Raw genomic sequence first — 15295 nt, 5'->3', positions numbered from 1 at the left:
GCGAGACAATCTGTCGCGGGTATGGTTACGGCCGCGTTTACCATCGGCCGAGCATCGTTGCAGCGCAGTTCAAGCTTGATCATTCAACCCCAAGCCCCGGGTTCAGATGCTGCGCCTCAACGCCTTCCTGAAACTGCTGACCGTCGCGTTGATGGTCGGCACAATCCTTGCCATCGCCGCAGCGACGTTCGGCCTTTTGCATCTGCGGGTCGGCGGACCGATCGCCAACCGTCAAGCCGCCGCCTTCGATCTCGTCGCCGACATCCTGCCGCCGCCGGCCTATCTGGTCGAGAGCATGCTGGTGGTCGAGCAGGGCAGCCAGGACCCCAGCGCCGCCGAAGCCACCCTGGTCAAACTGGCCGCGCTGCGCGCCGACTATGAGGCCCGCGTAGCTTACTGGCGAAAATCCGACATTCCCGAGGACGCCAAGGTTGCGCTCGATCGCCTGGACGTCAGTGGTCGCGCCTTCTGGCGTGAGGTGGACCAGTCCTATGCTCCGGCCCTGCGGTCGGGCGACGTGATCGCTGTGAACATGGCGGCGGCCAAGCTGGATGGCCACTATCGCCGTCACCGCGTGGGCGTTGACGAACTGACGATCAAGGCGCGCGCCATGGTGGCCGCCGCCGCCAGGGAATCGCAGGACGCCTCCCTCACCGTGTTCGCCGGCCTGGGCGTGGTGGCGGTCGCGATGCTCGGGATGATCCTTCTGGGGGTCGGGGCGCTTCGCAAACGCATCATTCAGCCCCTCGCGGGAATGACCGCCTATATGGGCCGGCTGGCCGAAGGGGACTATTCCCAGGAGCCGCCCATGCGCGAGCGCAAGGACGAGGTCGGCGAGATGGCCGCCGCCGTCTCGGTGTTCCGCGCCGCCGCGATCGAACGTCGCCAGGCCGTCCAGCTGGAGAAGGACCGCGAGGCGGCGGCGCGCGAAGAGGCTTTTGTGGCGGCCGAGGCCGAAGCCCGGGGCCGGCGCTCGTTCGTGGTGGACGCCCTCGACGAAGGTCTGCGCCGCCTAGCTCAGGGCGACCTTTCGCAGCGGATCGACGCGGCGTTCCCCGAGGAGTTCGAACGCCTGCGTCGCAATTTCAACGACTCGATCGTCACCCTGCGGGAAACCATCCACCAGGTCGTCTCCAGCGCCAGCGCCGTCGGCGGCGGGGCGCGGCAGATCACGGTGGCGGCCGACGACCTCGCGCGGCGCACCGAGCAGCAGGCCGCCGGACTGGAACAGACCGCCGCGGCGCTCGACGAGGTGACAGCGACGATCAAGACCACCGCCATCAACGCCCGGACCGCCTACAACGAGGTGGCGGTCAGTCGCGACCTGATCGGCGCGTCCAGCGCCGTGGCCAGCGAGGCCGGGGTGGCCATGGAGCGGATCGACACCTCGTCGCGCAAGATCGGCCAGATCATTACCGTGGTCGACGAAATCGCCTTCCAGACCAACCTGCTGGCTCTGAACGCCGGGGTCGAGGCCGCCCGTGCGGGTGAGGCCGGTCGCGGCTTCGCCGTCGTGGCCATGGAGGTGCGGGCCCTGGCCCAGCGCTCGGCCGACGCGGCCAAGGAGATCAAGACCCTGGTCGAGGAAGCCGGCCGCAGCGTCGAAAACGGCGTCGAGCTGGTCGGCCGGGTCGGGAACGAGCTCACCGGCGTCGTCGCCCAGTTCGGTAAGATCCAGACGCTCGTCGAGGGCATCGCCCAGGCCGCCCACGATCAGGCCACGGGCCTGGGCGAGGTCAACAGCGCCGTCGGCCAAATGGATCAGGTCACCCAGCAGAACGCCGCCATGGTCGAGGAGACCACCGCCGCCAGCCACAGCCTGACCAACGAGGCCCGGCAACTGGCGCAGCTGATGGATCGGTTCAAGACCGAGGGCGGCGCGGCCACCCTGGCGGCGTAGAGCCCTCTAGCTTTGGATGGGAGCATCCAAAGCGTTGGAAAGAGATCTAAATATCTGATTTTAAAGCCTGTCGTGTTTGGATGGCTTCATCCAAACACGACAGGCTCCAAGCCTTACATCCGCTCTGGCGCTTCGATGCCCAGCAGATCCAACGCCAGCTCCAGCTGGCGCAGGGTCGTCTCGGCCAGGGTCAGGCGCGAGGCGCGCAGCGTCTCGGTGTCAGCGCTCATGATCGGGCAGGCCGCGTAGAACTTCGAGAACGACTGCGCCAGCTTGTAGGCGTGCTCGGCCACGAAGTTGGGGGCCTTCTTGTCATAGGCCTCCTGCAGCGCGCCCTCGAAGGCGTCCAGCAGCATGGCCAGATCGCGCTCGGCCGGTTCATGAATTTCGACACGGCCAGCCACAGCGCCGCTCTCGGCGGCGCGGCGCAGCACGCTCTTGATGCGCACCGACTGGTACAGCAGGTACGGACCGGTCTTGCCCTCGAAGCTGGTGAAGCGGTCGAGATCGAAGACGTATGAGGTGCCGCGGAAGTTCTGCAGATCGGCGAACTTCAGCGCCGCGACGCCCACCTTGTGGGCCGTATCCTCGAACTGCTCTTCGGTCAGCTCCGCGCCGAGGCCCGCTTCGCGCAGGCGCTCACGCGCCTTCTCGCGCGCCATCTCGATCAGGTCGTGCAGCTTCAGGACCCCGCCGGCGCGGGTCTTGAACGGCTTGCCGTCGGCGCCGTTCATGGTGCCGAAACCGATGTGCTCCAGCGCGCCCTCTTCGGCGTAGCCCGCCAGGTAGGCGGCGCGGAACACCGTCTCGAAGTGGTCGGCCTGGCGCTGGTCGACGCAGTAGAGGATCAGGTGCGGGTCGAACGACTTGCGACGGTCCAGGATCGTGGCCAGGTCGGTCGTGCCGTACATGGCCGAGCCTTCCGACGACACCACCAGGAGCGGGGGCACGTCGCGCTTGTCGCCTTCGCGGGCCACGCGGACGATGCGTGCGCCCTGGTCCTGGACCAGCAGGCCCTTGGCCTCCAGCTGCAGCACCATCGGCTCGATCAGGTCGTTGACGTCGCTTTCGCCCTTCCAGAGGTCGAAATCGACGCCCAGCGCATGGAACTCACGCTCCAGCGCGACGCGGCTGACATTGACGAAGTGGCGCCACAGCAGGCGATAGCCGAAGCGGCCGTTCTGCAGTTCGGCGGTGGCCTTGCGGGCGCGCTCCTTGAACGCCGGATCTTCCTTCTGGCGCACTGAGGCGGCCGGATAGATGCGGTCGAGGTCGGCCAGGGTGATGCGCTTTTCGAACTCGGCCATCACCTTGGCCTCGTCAGCCGACGAGAAGCCGCGCGGGGCCTCCGGTAGCTTTTCCATCAAGGCGTTGATGAACGGGTCCTCGTCCATGATGGCGCTGATCAAGAGGCCCATCTGGAAGCCCCAGTCGCCGAAGTGGGCGTCGCCCACCACGTCATCGCCGCGGAAGCGGTACAGGCGCTTGACCGACTCGCCGATGATCGAGGCGCGCAGGTGCCCCACGTGCATCGGCTTGGCGACGTTGGGGCCCGCATAGTCGATCAGCACGCGGCGCGGCGTTTCCAGCAGCTGGGCGCCGGTGCGCTCGTCAGCCGCGATCTCGCGGGCGCGGGCCGAGAGGGCCTCGTCGCTGACGCGCATGTTGATGAAGCCGACGCCGGCGATCTCCACCGAGGCCAGGCGCGGGTCGCCCTTCAGGATGTCGACGACCTGAACGGCGATCTCGCGCGGATTGCGCTTGGCGCTCTTGGCCGCCGCAAGGGCGCCGTTGCACTGGAAATCGGCCAGGTCTGGTCGATCGGAGGCCGTGACGCGTCCGAATTCGGGAGGCAGTCCGGCGGCCTGGAAAGCGGCCGCGGCCGCCTCGCTCAAGGACCGCTTCAAATCATTCATTGCTTGGTGGTCGTCCCTGGTTGGGTTTGGCCTGGTTGGGCCTGGCCTTGCTGGGCGGGCGCCGTCTGGCCGGCATTGACCCGGAAGCGCTTGCCGTCGCGGTTGAAGGCGGCCATTTCCGGCGTCACGTCAAAGCCCAGCAGGACCTCGAAATTCCCGCCGCTGACCTTGGCGTCAGCGCGGGGGATGGTGATCTGCTCGATCGTCTCGCGCGCATAGACGCGATCCTCGCCGGCGGCGAAGCTGACGGGGAGATCGAAGTATTCCTTGGCGATGACCGCCTGATTGCGCTCGGTCACCGCCACCCAGTAGCGATAGACGTGCTTGTCGCCCTCGGCCTGCGGGCCACGGCCCAGCTGGAACAGCGCCTCGATGCGGATCTTGATCGGCTCGTCGCCCTTGTAGGCGCAGCCCGAGGTCAGGCTCTGGATCTCGCCGGTGAAGCCGGCCTGGGCGGCCGATTCCTTGCCGTCCTTGAACTGGACATAGCGGCTGGCGTCGTAGAGCACCTTCACATAGGGGCAGGGACCCGCGTTGCGCAGCTGCGGCAGCGGGGCCTTGGGCTGGTTCCACTCTTCGTCACGCTTGCGCTTCTTGGCCGCGTCGTCTTCGCCGCCGCCCTGGTCGCCGCGCGATTGGGCGTGGACGGCCGTCGCCGTGGTCGCGGCGATCGAGACGGCCATCAGGGCGCTGAGAGCGAGCGTGAAAGTGCGGCGCATGAAACGTCGGTTCCGGACACAAGAGCCAAGCGGGGCCACAGCGCCCCGCCAGCGTCATGCAGCCTGATAAAGGCATATGCGTGACGTCGCAACGACGCAGACTCCTGGCGAACGGACCTGCGAGACGCTAGGTTCCCCGCCATGAACGCCCAGACCCCGATCCGTCGTCCGATCTCCCTCGTTCTGGCCAGCCCGCGCGGCTTCTGCGCCGGTGTCGACCGGGCCATCCAGATCGTCGAACGCGCCGTCGAGAAGTTCGGCGCGCCGGTCTATGTGCGCCACGAGATCGTCCACAACCGCCACGTGGTCGACCGCCTGAAAGCCCTGGGCGCGGTGTTCATCGAGGAGCTGGAAGAAGCGCCCGACGATCGCCCCGTCGTGTTCTCGGCCCACGGCGTGCCCAAGTCGGTGCCGGCCGAGGCCAAGGCCCGCCAGATGATCTATCTGGACGCCACCTGCCCGCTCGTGTCCAAGGTCCATGTCGAGGCCCAGAAGCACTATGACGCCGGCCGCGAGATCGTCCTGATCGGCCATGCCGGCCACCCCGAGGTGATCGGCACCATGGGCCAGCTGCCCGAGGGCGCAGTGACCCTGATCGAGGACATCAACGACGCGGCGACCTGGACCCCCAAGGATCCGGCCAATGTCGCCTTCCTGACCCAGACCACCCTGTCGGTCGACGACACCGCCGACATGGTCGCGTTGCTGCGCGAGCGCTTCCCCGGCATCGCCGCGCCGCACAAGGAAGACATCTGCTACGCCACCACAAACCGCCAGGACGCGGTCAAGCACCTGGCCGAGCAGTCCGAGCTGATCCTGGTGGTCGGTTCGAGGAACTCGTCGAACTCGGTGCGCCTGAAGGAGGTCGGCCTGAAAGCCGGCGCCCGCGATGCGCATCTGATCGACGACGCCTCGGGGATCGACTGGGCCTGGTTCGACGGGATCTCGCGCGTGGGCCTCACCGCCGGCGCCTCGGCCCCGGAGGATCTGGTGCAGGGCGTTATCGACGCGATCTCGGCGCGGTTCGATACGACCGTCGAGGAACTGGTCGAGGCGCGCGAGACGATCACGTTCAAGCTGCCGAGGTTGCTGACGGCTTAAGGGGGGTGAGTTCACAGCCGTGCGGTAGACAGGCTGGGTTGCGAACGTAGGCTCAGTTGATGGAAGGTCGAGAGAGAACATGCTGAGCATCGCCCTGCTGTTCGCGCTTGCCTCGTCTTCCGGCGCACCCCATCGGCTACCTCCAGGCGCATGGGCCTCGAAGCCTACCGCAAATGACATCGCACGCTGCATGCCTCATAGTACTGACATCCCGCCGGGCGAAGTACTGTTGATCTGCGGAGTGCGTGCTGACGGATACCTAGCCGACTGTCAGGCCCAGAGAAGTAGAGAGCCTCGATTAGAGGAATGGGCGCTCTGCGCTGCGCCCAAGTTTCGAGCTACGAAACGCTACAAGGGCGAGAAAATCGAAGTGCCGCTCCGCTGGGCTTCTCCCCGCTAGGATCCGCACAACGTCGCAAACCGACCTCCAGGTCGGTGCGATCCTTAAGTCTCTTGGAGGCTGCAGCGTGCGGGGCTGATCAGGTCAGTCAAGGATCGCCTCCGGCGACCGCGCCGCGGCGACGCGCAGCGTCGTCCTTGAGTGACCTGATCAGCCCTGCGATCGTCTCGCCGTGAGATGTAAGGATGGCTCCCGCCTGCGGCGAGAAGTTCACTCTGCCAGGGCCTTGAAGGTCTCTCGATAGCGCTCAAGAATTTCAAGGCCTAGCTTGACCTGCCGATCCAGCTCAGCGTCGCGTCGGTCGGCATCGACATTGCAGTCCGGGCGCTGCGGCGCGGACGACGGCTGGCGTTCTGACTCGTCCATATCAGGCCTCCTTAGACACCATCATAGCATACCGGCCAGATCACCCCCTTGACCGCCAGCGCCCGCTCCCGCATCCCGGCGTCATGGCCGTCTATACCGACATCACCGACCAGGAACTCGAAGCCTTCCTCGAAGGCTATGACCTCGGCGCGCCGCTGGCGTTCAAGGGCATCGCCGAGGGCGTGGAGAACTCCAACTTCCTGCTGGAGACGGAGAAGGGTCGCTACATCCTCACCGTCTACGAGCGGCGGGTGAAGGCGGAAGACCTCCCGTACTTCCTCAACATGCTGACCTGGCTGGCCGACAAGGGCTATCCCAGCGCGCGGCCGATCCCGACGCGCACGGGCGCCACACTGTCGAGCCTCCGCGGCAAGCCCGCCGCCATCGTCGAGTTCCTGCCCGGCCTGTCGGTGCGCAAACCCACCGCCGCGCATTGCCGCGAGGCCGGCGAGGGCCTGGCGTGGCTGCATCTGGCCGGCGAAGGCTATCCCGGCCGGCGCGCCAACGATCTTGGCCAAGCCGCCTGGTCGCCGCTGTTTTCCAAGCACCGCAAGGCCGCCGAGGATCTCAAGCCCGGCCTCTCGGCGACCATCGACCAGGACCTGGCGCAGCTGGCGCTGATGTGGCCGCGGAATCTGCCGAGCGGGACGATCCATGCCGACTATTTCCCGGACAACGTCTTCTTCCAGGCGAACGGCAAGTTCGCTGCGGCGATCGACTTCTATTTCGCCTGCGACGACGCCTACGCCTACGACGTGGCTGTGACCCTGAACGCCTGGTGCTTCGAGGCCGACGGCAGCTTCAACATCACCGCCGCCATGGCGCTGCTGAACGGCTATGAGCGCCGCCGGCCGCTGAGCCCGATCGAGAAGGAAGCCCTGCCGATCCTGGCGCGCGGCGCGGCGATGCGGTTCTTCCTGACCCGCCTGGCCGACTGGGGTTCGACCCCGGCCGGCGCCCTGGTCAGGCCCAAGGACCCGCTGGAATACGAGCGCAAGCTGGCCGTCCACCGCGAGGGTCTCGTGCTGTTCGCATGACGCCGAAGGTCACGATCTATACCGACGGCGCCTGCAAGGGGAACCCGGGCCCCGGCGGCTGGGGCGCCATCCTGTTCTATGGCGACAAGAAGAAGGAAATCTGCGGCGGCGAGCCGGGGACGACCAACAACCGCATGGAGTTGATGGCCGCCATCCAGGCGCTGGAGCTCCTGAACCGTCCCTGCGTGGTCGAGCTGCATACCGACAGCCAGTACGTGATGAAGGGCATTCAGGAGTGGATCCGCGGCTGGAAGGCGCGCGGCTGGAAGACCGCCGACAAGAGCCCCGTGAAGAACGACGACCTCTGGAAGCGGCTCGATGCGGCCCGCGCCCGCCACGACGTCGACTGGCGCTGGGTCAAGGGCCACGCCGGCCATCCCCTGAACGAACGGGCCGACGCCCTGGCCAATGAAGGCCTGCGTCAGGCCAATCCGCGGGTGATCTAGAGGCTCCCCGGCTCAGCCCCTTCGGCGAACGGCAGGCCCTCGTCGGCCCAGCCGGTGATGCCGCCGATCATCAGCTTCACCGGCCGTCCCAGGCGCGCCAGCTTCAGGGCCGCCTGGTCGGCGCCGTTGCAGTGCGGGCCGGCGCAATAGACGACGAACAGGGTGTCGGCGGGCCAGGCCGCCATGCGCTCGGCGCTGATCTCGGCGTGGCGCAGGTGGATCGCGCCGGGCACGTGCCGACGGGCGTAGGCTTGCGGCGCGCCCACCACGTGCAGCAACACGAAGTCGACCTCGCCGGCCTTCATGGCGGCGGCGACATCGGCGCAGTCGGTCTCCAGCGACAGGCGGGCGGCGAAGTGGGCGGCGGCGACCTCGGGCGCGGCGGCGGGGATGGCGGAAACAAAGCTCATGCGGGCCTCCAACGATTTGACGCCCAGACCTTGCCGCGCCGCCGCTCCTGGCGTTAGCTGGCCAGATCGACATTGAACGTAAAGATCATGCCAAACGCCTCGCCGCTGGTCGTCGCCCTCGCCTATGACGGCCTGTGCACCTTCGAGTACGGGGTCGCCGTCGAACTGTTCGCGCTGCCCCGGCCCGAGATGGGTGAGGGATGGTACCGGTTCGCGACCGCCGCCGTGGAGCCCGGAGACCTCAGGGGCCTTGGCGGCGTTCACGTCGTCGGCGACGGCGGCCTGGAGCTGCTGGCGGGGGCCAGCATCATCGTGGCGCCGGGCTGGCGCGGCCTGGACGCTCCGGTTCCCCAGCCCCTGATCGAGGCTCTCCGCGCGGCGCACGCCGGGGGCGCGCGGCTGATGTCGATCTGTTCAGGCGTCTTCGTTCTGGCCGCGACGGGGCTGTTGGATGGTCGCCGCGCCACGACCCACTGGCGCTATGCCGACGCCCTCAGAGCGCGTCATCCGGCCATCCAGGTCCAGCCGGACGTGCTCTATGTCGACGAGGGCGACGTGCTGACCTCGGCCGGCAGCGCCGCAGGCATCGACCTTGGCCTGCACCTGATCCGCCGTGACTTCGGACCCGAGGCCGCCAACACCGTCGCGCGCCGCCTGGTCGTGCCGCCGCATCGCGACGGCGGGCAGGCCCAGTTCGTTCAGCGTCCTGTGCCCGTCGCGCACGAGGCGTCGCGGCTGGGCCCCATTCTCGACCAGATGCGCGCGGATCTGGCGGGCGAGCACACCATCAAGACGCTGGCGGCCCTGGCCGGCATGAGCGAACGGACCTTCCTGCGGCGCTTCGAGGCGGTTACGGGCGCGACGCCGGCCCGGTGGCTGCTGGCCGAGCGCCTGAACCACGCGCGCGACCTGCTGGAGACCGCCTCGACGAGCATCGATCAGGTGGCCAGGGCCGTGGGCCTGGGCGCGCCCGCCCTGCGCCACCACTTCCGCCGCCAGTTCTCGACCACGCCGGGCGCTTATCGCGCGCGGTTCGCCCGGACCTAGAGCGTGACGCCGAAAGTGGGAACCGGTTTCGGCGCTAGTCACGCTCTAAGTGTTTGATTTAGAGCCTTGTTATCGCGTCAAAACGATTCCGTTTTGACGCGCAAGGCTCTAAGCGACCGTCTCCGGCGCGTAGGACGCCACTGCTTCAGGCTCCCAGTTCTCCAGGATGCGCGGCAGGTTCACCTCGATCCAGTCGGCCAGACCCCGCACCCGCTCGGCCACCTCCAGCCCCAGGGGCGTGAGGCTGTACTCGACATGCGGCGGCACGACCTCGAACGCCTGGCGAAGTACGAAACCGTCGCCCTCCAGAGCCTTGAGCGTCTGGGCCAGCATCCGCTCGCTGACCCCGCCGATCTGGCGCTTGAGCTGACTGAACCGCAGGGTGCGGGTCTCCAGCGCCATCAGCACCAGTACGCCCCAGCGGCTGGTCACGTGATTGAGCACCTCGCGCGAGGGGCAGGCCGCCGCCATCAGGTTTCCCTGCAAGTCGCCATTGACGACGATCTCGGAGAGCGGCCGGCGCGGAGCCGGTCTGGGGGGATCTGGCTTTTTCATACTTACCTCAATGTACGTACTTACGAAAAGTAAGCAATAGGCCTAGATGACGATCGTCCGCTGAAAAGGAACAGGAACATGACGATCATCGCCATCACCGGCGCCACCGGCCAACTGGGTCGCCTGGTCATCGAGAAGCTGAAAGCCCGCGCGTCGGCCGAGACCCTCGTCGCCCTGGTCCGCGACCCGGCCAAGGCGGCCGACCTGGGCGTTCCGGCCCGCGCCGCCGATTACGACAAGCCCGAGACGCTGACGGCGGCGCTGGCGGGCGTCGATGTGCTGCTGCTGATTTCCAGCGACGCGATCGGCCAGCGCATTCCCCAACACCGCAACGTGATCGAGGCCGCCAAGGCCGCCGGCGTGAAGCGGATCGCCTACACCAGCCTTCTGCACGCCGACACCACGCCGATCGGCCTGGGCGCCGAGCACCACGCGACCGAGGCGATGATCCGCGAGTCCGGCCTCGCCTACACCCTGCTGCGCAACAGCTGGTACCTGGAGAACTATGCCGGCGCGATCGCCGGCGCGCTTCACGCTGGCGCCTTCGTCGGCAGTGCGGGCGAAGGCCGCATCTCGGCCGCCACGCGGGCCGACTACGCCGACGCCGCAGCCGTGGTGCTGACCAGCGAAGGCCATACGGGCAAGACCTACGAGCTGGCCGGCGACGAGGCCTTCACCATGGCCGATCTCGCCGCCGAGGCCTCGCGCCAGACCGGCCGTACGCTGCCCTACAACAACCTGCCGGAAGCCGCCTACGCCAAGGTCCTGGAGAGCATCGGCCTGCCGCCGCCCGCGGCCGCCATGCTCGCCCAATCGGACGTCGGCGCCGCACAGGGCGGGCTGTTCGACGACGGTCGCCAGCTCTCGCGCCTGATCGGTCGTCCGACCACGCCCTGGACGGCGTTCGTCGCGGGCGTCCTGGAGTCGCTCTAGCCCCGCCTGACCGCGACCGCCCGCGAAGTCTGTGGGCGGTCGCGGTTTTCCCCTCGCCAGAGGGCGGCGGGTTTGCGATGGGCGGATGATGAAAGTCGTCGGCTACTATCGCGTGCCGCCCGCGCCGGGGGTATTCTTCAGCCCCGCCCAGGAAGAGCGCCTGCTGCTGCTGGGCTGCGAGCAGGTGTTCAGTGACCGCTGCCTGGCCTCGGGCGTCGTGCGGCCGGGCCTCGAGCGCGCCCTTGAAGCCCTGGAGCCTGGCGGCATGCTAGCCGCACCAAGCCTGCACGCCCTGGGCGGCGATCTGGTCGCGGTGATGGACATCGTGCTGAAGCTGCGCGCGCGCGACCTGCATCTCGTGATCCAGCAGCCCGAGATCGACACCCGTCAGAACTCTGGGTTCTTCGAGGCCTGCCAGGCCCTGGCCGCCTTCAACGGCGAGCGCGCCATGGTCCGCCGCGCCGAGACCGCCCTGGTCGCCAAGGGCGCCAAGGCGGGCGGGTTGAAGGGCCTGAAGGCGGCCGAGGACAAATCCGAATAGCCCTCGTTTTCGTGTCATCCCGGCCGCAGCGAAGCGGAGCGCCGGGACCCAGGGGGTGACGAAACGCCGTGCGCGCCGCCCCTGGGTCCCGGATCGCCCCTGCGGGCCGTCCGGGATGACACGGGGATTGCCGGGCTCTGGGACAGCCCCCTAGACCTTCAACCGGTACCCCGTCCGGAAGATCCACCAGACCGCAGTCAGGCACACCGCCAGGAACACCGCCGTCATGGCCAGGCTGACGCCCACCCCAACGTCTGACTGGCCGTAGAAAGCCCAGCGGAAGCCGCTGATCAGATAGACGACCGGGTTGAACAGGGTGATCTTCTGCCAGATCTCCGGCAGCATCTTGATCGAATAGAAGCTGCCGCCCAGGAAGGTCAGCGGCGTGACGATCAAGAGCGGCACGATCTGCAGCTTCTGGAAGTCGTCGGCCCAGACCCCGATGATGAACCCGAACAGGCTGAAGGTGACCGAGGTCAGCACCAGGAACAGCAGCATCACGAACGGGTGGGCGATCTCGAACGGCACGAAGATCCGCGCCGTGGCCAGGATCAGCAGACCCAGGCAGATCGACTTGGTCGCCGCCGCGCCCACATAGCCGATGACCGTCTCGTACCAAGCCACGGGCGCGGACAGGAGCTCATAGATCGTGCCGGCCCATTTGGGCATGTAGATGCCGAACGAGGCGTTGGAGATGCTCTCGCTGAGCAGCGACAGCATGATCAGGCCCGGCACGATGAAGGCGCCGTAGCTGATCCCGTCGATGGCCTGCATGCGCGAGCCGATCGCCGAGCCGAACACCACGAAATAGAGGCTGGTCGACAGCACCGGCGAGATGACGCTCTGGGCCAGGGTGCGGAACCACCGCGCCATCTCGAACTTGTAGATGGCCTTGATCGCATAGAGGTTCATTGCGGGGCCCTCACCAGGCTGACGAAGATGTCTTCCAGCGAGCTCTGGTCGGTCTTCAGGTCCTTGAAGTCGATCCCCTGCTCGGAGAGGCGCTTCAGCAGATCGGCGATGCCGGTGTCGTCGGCCTGGGCGTCGAAGGTGTAGACGAGGTCTGCGCCGTCATTGGCCAGGCTGAGCGAGGCGTCGGCCAGAGCGGCGGGCAGGTCCGCCAGCGGCGCCTTCAGATGCACGGTCAGCTGCTTCTTGCCGAGCTTGCGCATCAGGACGGTCTTGTCCTCGACGAGGATGATCTCGCCCTTGTTGATCACCCCGATCCGGTCGGCCATCTCCTCGGCCTCCTCGATATAGTGGGTGGTCAGGATGATGGTGACGCCGCTTTCGCGCAGCTTGCGGACCATCTCCCACATGTCGCGGCGCAGCTCGACGTCGACACCGGCGGTGGGCTCGTCCAGGAACAGGATGGTCGGCTCGTGGCTCAGCGCCTTGGCGATCATCACCCGGCGCTTCATGCCGCCCGACAGCGCCATGATCTTGCTGTCCTTCTTGTCCCAGAGCGACAGGTCGCGAAGGATCTGCTCGATCAGGGCGTCGTTGCGCGGCTTGCCGAACAGGCCGCGCGAGAAGCTGACCGTGGCCCACACCGTCTCGAAGGCGTCGGTATGCAGCTCCTGCGGCACCAGGCCGATCTTGGTGCGGGCGGCGCGATAGTCGCGGACCACGTCATGGCCGTCGGCCAGGATCACGCCCTGGCTCGGATTGACGATGCCGCAGATGATGCTGATCAGGGTGGTCTTGCCCGCCCCGTTCGGCCCTAGGAGCGCGAAGATCTCGCCCTGCCGGATGTCGAGGTCGATCCGCTTGAGGGCCTGATGGCCCGACGCATAGGTCTTGGTCAGACCCTGTACCGAAATGATGGACGTCACGCCGTCTCCCCTCACCACAGCGATGCAGCGCCGTGGGACCCTACTGGTGGCTGGTCAGCGCTAGATGGTGTCGAGGCGGCGCGATAACAGGGCCGCGCGACGCGTTCTGTCAGCAGCTCGCTCAGGTCGGGATCTTGCGCACCTTCAGGATCGCGCCGTCCACGCCGACCACCACGACTTCCTGGCTGATCGCCGGGATCGGCTCGTCGGTCTCGGCCGCCCAGTCCTTGCCGTCGATGAAGACGCGGCCGCGCCCCTGCTCGAAGGTCGACAGCACCTGGCCCCGCTGACCGATCAGCCGCTGCATCGGATCGTTCAGATCCGGCCCGGACGCCTCCAGCACCGGTCGCAGAAAGCGCTTGGCCAGATAGGTCGAGGCGATCGCCAGCGCCGCGAACAGCCCAAGCTCGATCACGAAACTGGTCGGCAGCAGTTGCGCGATGACCCCGACGACAAAGGCGCTGGCGGCCGGCCACAGAAGCCAGCCCGTGCCGGTGGCGACCTCGACGGCCAGGAAGGCGGCCGCCACGGCCAGCCACAGCCAGAACGGATGAAGGGCGTGGAAGCCGGCGATCGCGTCCATCACGTCACTCTCCGCGCTTGCCGCCGGCGGGGGCGCTGGTCGTCCCCCGCGACGGCGGAACCGGACGCGGCGCGTCCGCGCCCAGCGACTTGATCAGCTCGCCCACGCCCGCGACCGTGCCGGTCAGGCCGGCGAAGTCGGCGGGGACGATCACAGTCTTCTGCTGCGGGCTGCGGGCCAGTTCGGCGAAGGCCTCGACATATTTCTGGGCTACGAAATAGTTGATCGCGTTGACGTCGCCCTTGGCGATGGCCTCGGAGACGAAGGCGGTCGCCTTGGCTTCGGCCTCGGCTTCGCGCTCGCGGGCCTCAGCGTCGCGGAACGCGGCCTCGCGGCGGCCTTCGGCCTGCAGGATCGCCGACTGCTTCTGGCCCTCGGCGCGGGCGATCTGGGCCTGCTTCTCGCCCTCGGCCTCGGTGATCACCGCGCGGCGCTCGCGCTCGGCCTTCATCTGGCGGGCCATGGCGTTGGTGATGTCGGCCGGCGGGGTCAGGTCCTTGATCTCGATCCGCGCGACCTTGACGCCCCAGGGCCCGGTGGCGTGGTCGATGGTCGACAGCAGGCGGCTATTGATCGCGTCCCGCTGGCTCAGCACCTCGTCCAGCTCCATGGCCCCGACCACGGTGCGCAGATTGGTCTGGGCCAGCTGGGTGATGGCGTACATTAGGTTGTCGACCCGATAGGCGGCGGCCGCAGCGTCCATCACCTGGATGAAGACGATGGCGTCGACCTTCACCGAGACGTTGTCCTTGGTGATGACCTCCTGCTGGGGCACGTCCAGGACCTGCTCCATCATGTTGACCCGGCGGCCCACCGTCTCGAGGAACGGCGTCAGGATCGTGATGCCCGGCTTCAGCGTGCGGGTGTAGCGGCCAAAGCGCTCGACCGTGAACTCGCGCCCCTGCGGCACGATCTTGATCGCGCTGAACAGCAGCACGAAGGCGAAGGCCAGGAAAACCAGGACGACAATGCCGCTCAAGACGGTCGCTCCCCAACTTGAAGTTGGATGGAGGTTAGCGCGCTCCTGCGTCCACCGCCACGGAATCCGGCGCCGGCGCGACGCCGCGGACCTCGCGCATGGTCTGGGACAGCTTCAGGGCCAGGGCCTGGCCCTTGCGCGCCACCGCCTGCTCGGCCTTACGGCTGGCGTCGTCACAGATCGGGTACTCGCTGCGGCGCGAGGCGAAGCCGGTGTTGAACCGTTCGCGCATCTGGGCGTCGAAGGCCTGGTCGGCCTGCTCCACCTCGGTCAGCCGCACCATGCGCGAGCGCCAGTACTGGTCGCCTTCGCCCTGGCAGGTCTGCCGCAGGGCGTGGCTCTCACCCAACGCATAGGCGATATCCAGCAAGCGTTGGCGGTCCTCCGGCGCCCTTTCCTGGGCCAGGACCGGAGCGGCGATCAGGCTCGCCAGACAGACGCCAATGAGGAACGGACGCGACATAGGCTGGTTATCGCCAACTCCCGGCCCGCTGTCACGACCACGCCTCCCAACGGGCGAAAGCCGA

17 protein-coding genes are annotated in these 15295 nt (G+C 67.5%); 7 read left to right on the top strand and 10 right to left on the bottom strand.

Features of this window, described 5'->3' with window-relative positions; genetic code table 11:
* Positions 1–106 precede the first annotated feature (106 nt).
* Positions 107–1900 (top strand): methyl-accepting chemotaxis protein, encoded by a 1794-nt coding sequence (locus tag CVUC_RS12610; RefSeq protein WP_010921187.1) that lies wholly within the window; start codon positions 107–109, stop codon positions 1898–1900.
* A gap of 113 nt (positions 1901–2013) precedes the next feature.
* On the opposite strand, the gene argS is transcribed toward CVUC_RS12610, so the two are convergent.
* Positions 2014–3816, bottom strand: a complete 1803-nt coding sequence (gene argS / locus CVUC_RS12605; protein WP_096034404.1) for an arginine--tRNA ligase — start codon at positions 3814–3816, stop codon at positions 2014–2016.
* Positions 3813–4535, bottom strand: coding sequence for a hypothetical protein (locus CVUC_RS19900; RefSeq protein ID WP_024265947.1), 723 nt, complete (start codon positions 4533–4535; stop codon positions 3813–3815). The genes argS and CVUC_RS19900 overlap by 4 nt, the downstream gene beginning before the upstream one ends.
* 141 nt (positions 4536–4676) lie before the next feature.
* Between CVUC_RS19900 and ispH the strand changes: the two genes are divergently transcribed.
* Positions 4677–5636 carry a 4-hydroxy-3-methylbut-2-enyl diphosphate reductase gene (gene ispH, locus CVUC_RS12595; protein ID WP_096034406.1) on the top strand — a complete coding sequence of 320 codons (960 nt, stop codon included), beginning with the start codon at positions 4677–4679 and terminating at the stop codon, positions 5634–5636.
* A gap of 610 nt (positions 5637–6246) precedes the next feature.
* Here ispH and CVUC_RS19895 read toward each other — a convergent pair.
* Positions 6247–6402 (bottom strand): hypothetical protein, encoded by a 156-nt coding sequence (locus tag CVUC_RS19895; RefSeq protein ID WP_164512747.1) that lies wholly within the window; start codon positions 6400–6402, stop codon positions 6247–6249.
* An 83-nt stretch (positions 6403–6485) separates the two neighbouring features.
* Between CVUC_RS19895 and thrB the strand changes: the two genes are divergently transcribed.
* A complete protein-coding gene (thrB, locus tag CVUC_RS12585; RefSeq protein ID WP_096034407.1) occupies positions 6486–7439 on the top strand; it encodes a homoserine kinase in 954 nt (317 codons plus the stop codon).
* The gene (gene rnhA / locus CVUC_RS12580; protein ID WP_010921194.1) at positions 7436–7885 is read left to right on the top strand and encodes a ribonuclease HI; all 450 of its coding nucleotides are present in this window, start codon (positions 7436–7438) and stop codon (positions 7883–7885) included. Before thrB ends, rnhA begins: the two co-directional genes overlap by 4 nt.
* Here rnhA and CVUC_RS12575 read toward each other — a convergent pair.
* Complete coding sequence (locus CVUC_RS12575; RefSeq protein ID WP_096034408.1) at positions 7882–8295, bottom strand: rhodanese-like domain-containing protein; 414 nt, start codon at positions 8293–8295, stop codon at positions 7882–7884. The genes rnhA and CVUC_RS12575 overlap by 4 nt on opposite strands.
* A gap of 87 nt (positions 8296–8382) precedes the next feature.
* On the opposite strand from CVUC_RS12575, the gene ftrA reads away from it, so the two are divergent.
* Positions 8383–9342, top strand: coding sequence for a transcriptional regulator FtrA (ftrA, locus tag CVUC_RS12570; protein WP_096034409.1), 960 nt, complete (start codon positions 8383–8385; stop codon positions 9340–9342).
* A gap of 108 nt (positions 9343–9450) precedes the next feature.
* Here the strand turns inward: ftrA and CVUC_RS12565 are convergent, their stop codons facing one another.
* Positions 9451–9897: a winged helix-turn-helix transcriptional regulator gene (locus CVUC_RS12565; RefSeq protein WP_096034410.1), complete on the bottom strand. Its 447-nt coding sequence runs from the start codon at positions 9895–9897 to the stop codon at positions 9451–9453.
* A gap of 78 nt (positions 9898–9975) precedes the next feature.
* Between CVUC_RS12565 and CVUC_RS12555 the strand changes: the two genes are divergently transcribed.
* Positions 9976–10830: an SDR family oxidoreductase gene (locus CVUC_RS12555; protein ID WP_096034411.1), complete on the top strand. Its 855-nt coding sequence runs from the start codon at positions 9976–9978 to the stop codon at positions 10828–10830.
* Between the two features lie 88 nt (positions 10831–10918).
* Complete coding sequence (locus tag CVUC_RS12550; RefSeq protein WP_096034828.1) at positions 10919–11371, top strand: recombinase family protein; 453 nt, start codon at positions 10919–10921, stop codon at positions 11369–11371.
* Between the two features lie 150 nt (positions 11372–11521).
* On the opposite strand, the gene CVUC_RS12545 is transcribed toward CVUC_RS12550, so the two are convergent.
* The 5 genes from CVUC_RS12545 to CVUC_RS12525 form a co-directional block, all read right to left on the bottom strand.
* The gene (locus tag CVUC_RS12545; protein WP_096034412.1) at positions 11522–12283 is read right to left on the bottom strand and encodes an ABC transporter permease; all 762 of its coding nucleotides are present in this window, start codon (positions 12281–12283) and stop codon (positions 11522–11524) included.
* On the bottom strand, positions 12280–13224 hold the full coding sequence (locus CVUC_RS12540) for an ABC transporter ATP-binding protein (RefSeq protein WP_096034413.1): 945 nt from the start codon (positions 13222–13224) through the stop codon (positions 12280–12282). Before CVUC_RS12540 ends, CVUC_RS12545 begins: the two co-directional genes overlap by 4 nt.
* 103 nt (positions 13225–13327) lie before the next feature.
* Positions 13328–13792: an NfeD family protein gene (locus tag CVUC_RS12535; protein WP_010921203.1), complete on the bottom strand. Its 465-nt coding sequence runs from the start codon at positions 13790–13792 to the stop codon at positions 13328–13330.
* Position 13793: 1 nt separating this feature from the next.
* Positions 13794–14768, bottom strand: coding sequence for an SPFH domain-containing protein (locus CVUC_RS12530; protein WP_096034414.1), 975 nt, complete (start codon positions 14766–14768; stop codon positions 13794–13796).
* Between the two features lie 34 nt (positions 14769–14802).
* A complete protein-coding gene (locus CVUC_RS12525) occupies positions 14803–15231 on the bottom strand; it encodes a TIGR02301 family protein (RefSeq protein ID WP_010921205.1) in 429 nt (142 codons plus the stop codon).
* Positions 15232–15295 lie beyond the last annotated feature (64 nt).

The sequence above is a fragment of the Caulobacter vibrioides genome (assembly GCF_002858865.1).
GTDB lineage: Bacteria > Pseudomonadota > Alphaproteobacteria > Caulobacterales > Caulobacteraceae > Caulobacter > Caulobacter vibrioides.
The sequence above is the reverse complement of the archived record's forward strand: the minus strand, read 5'-3'. Positions and strand labels throughout refer to the sequence as shown.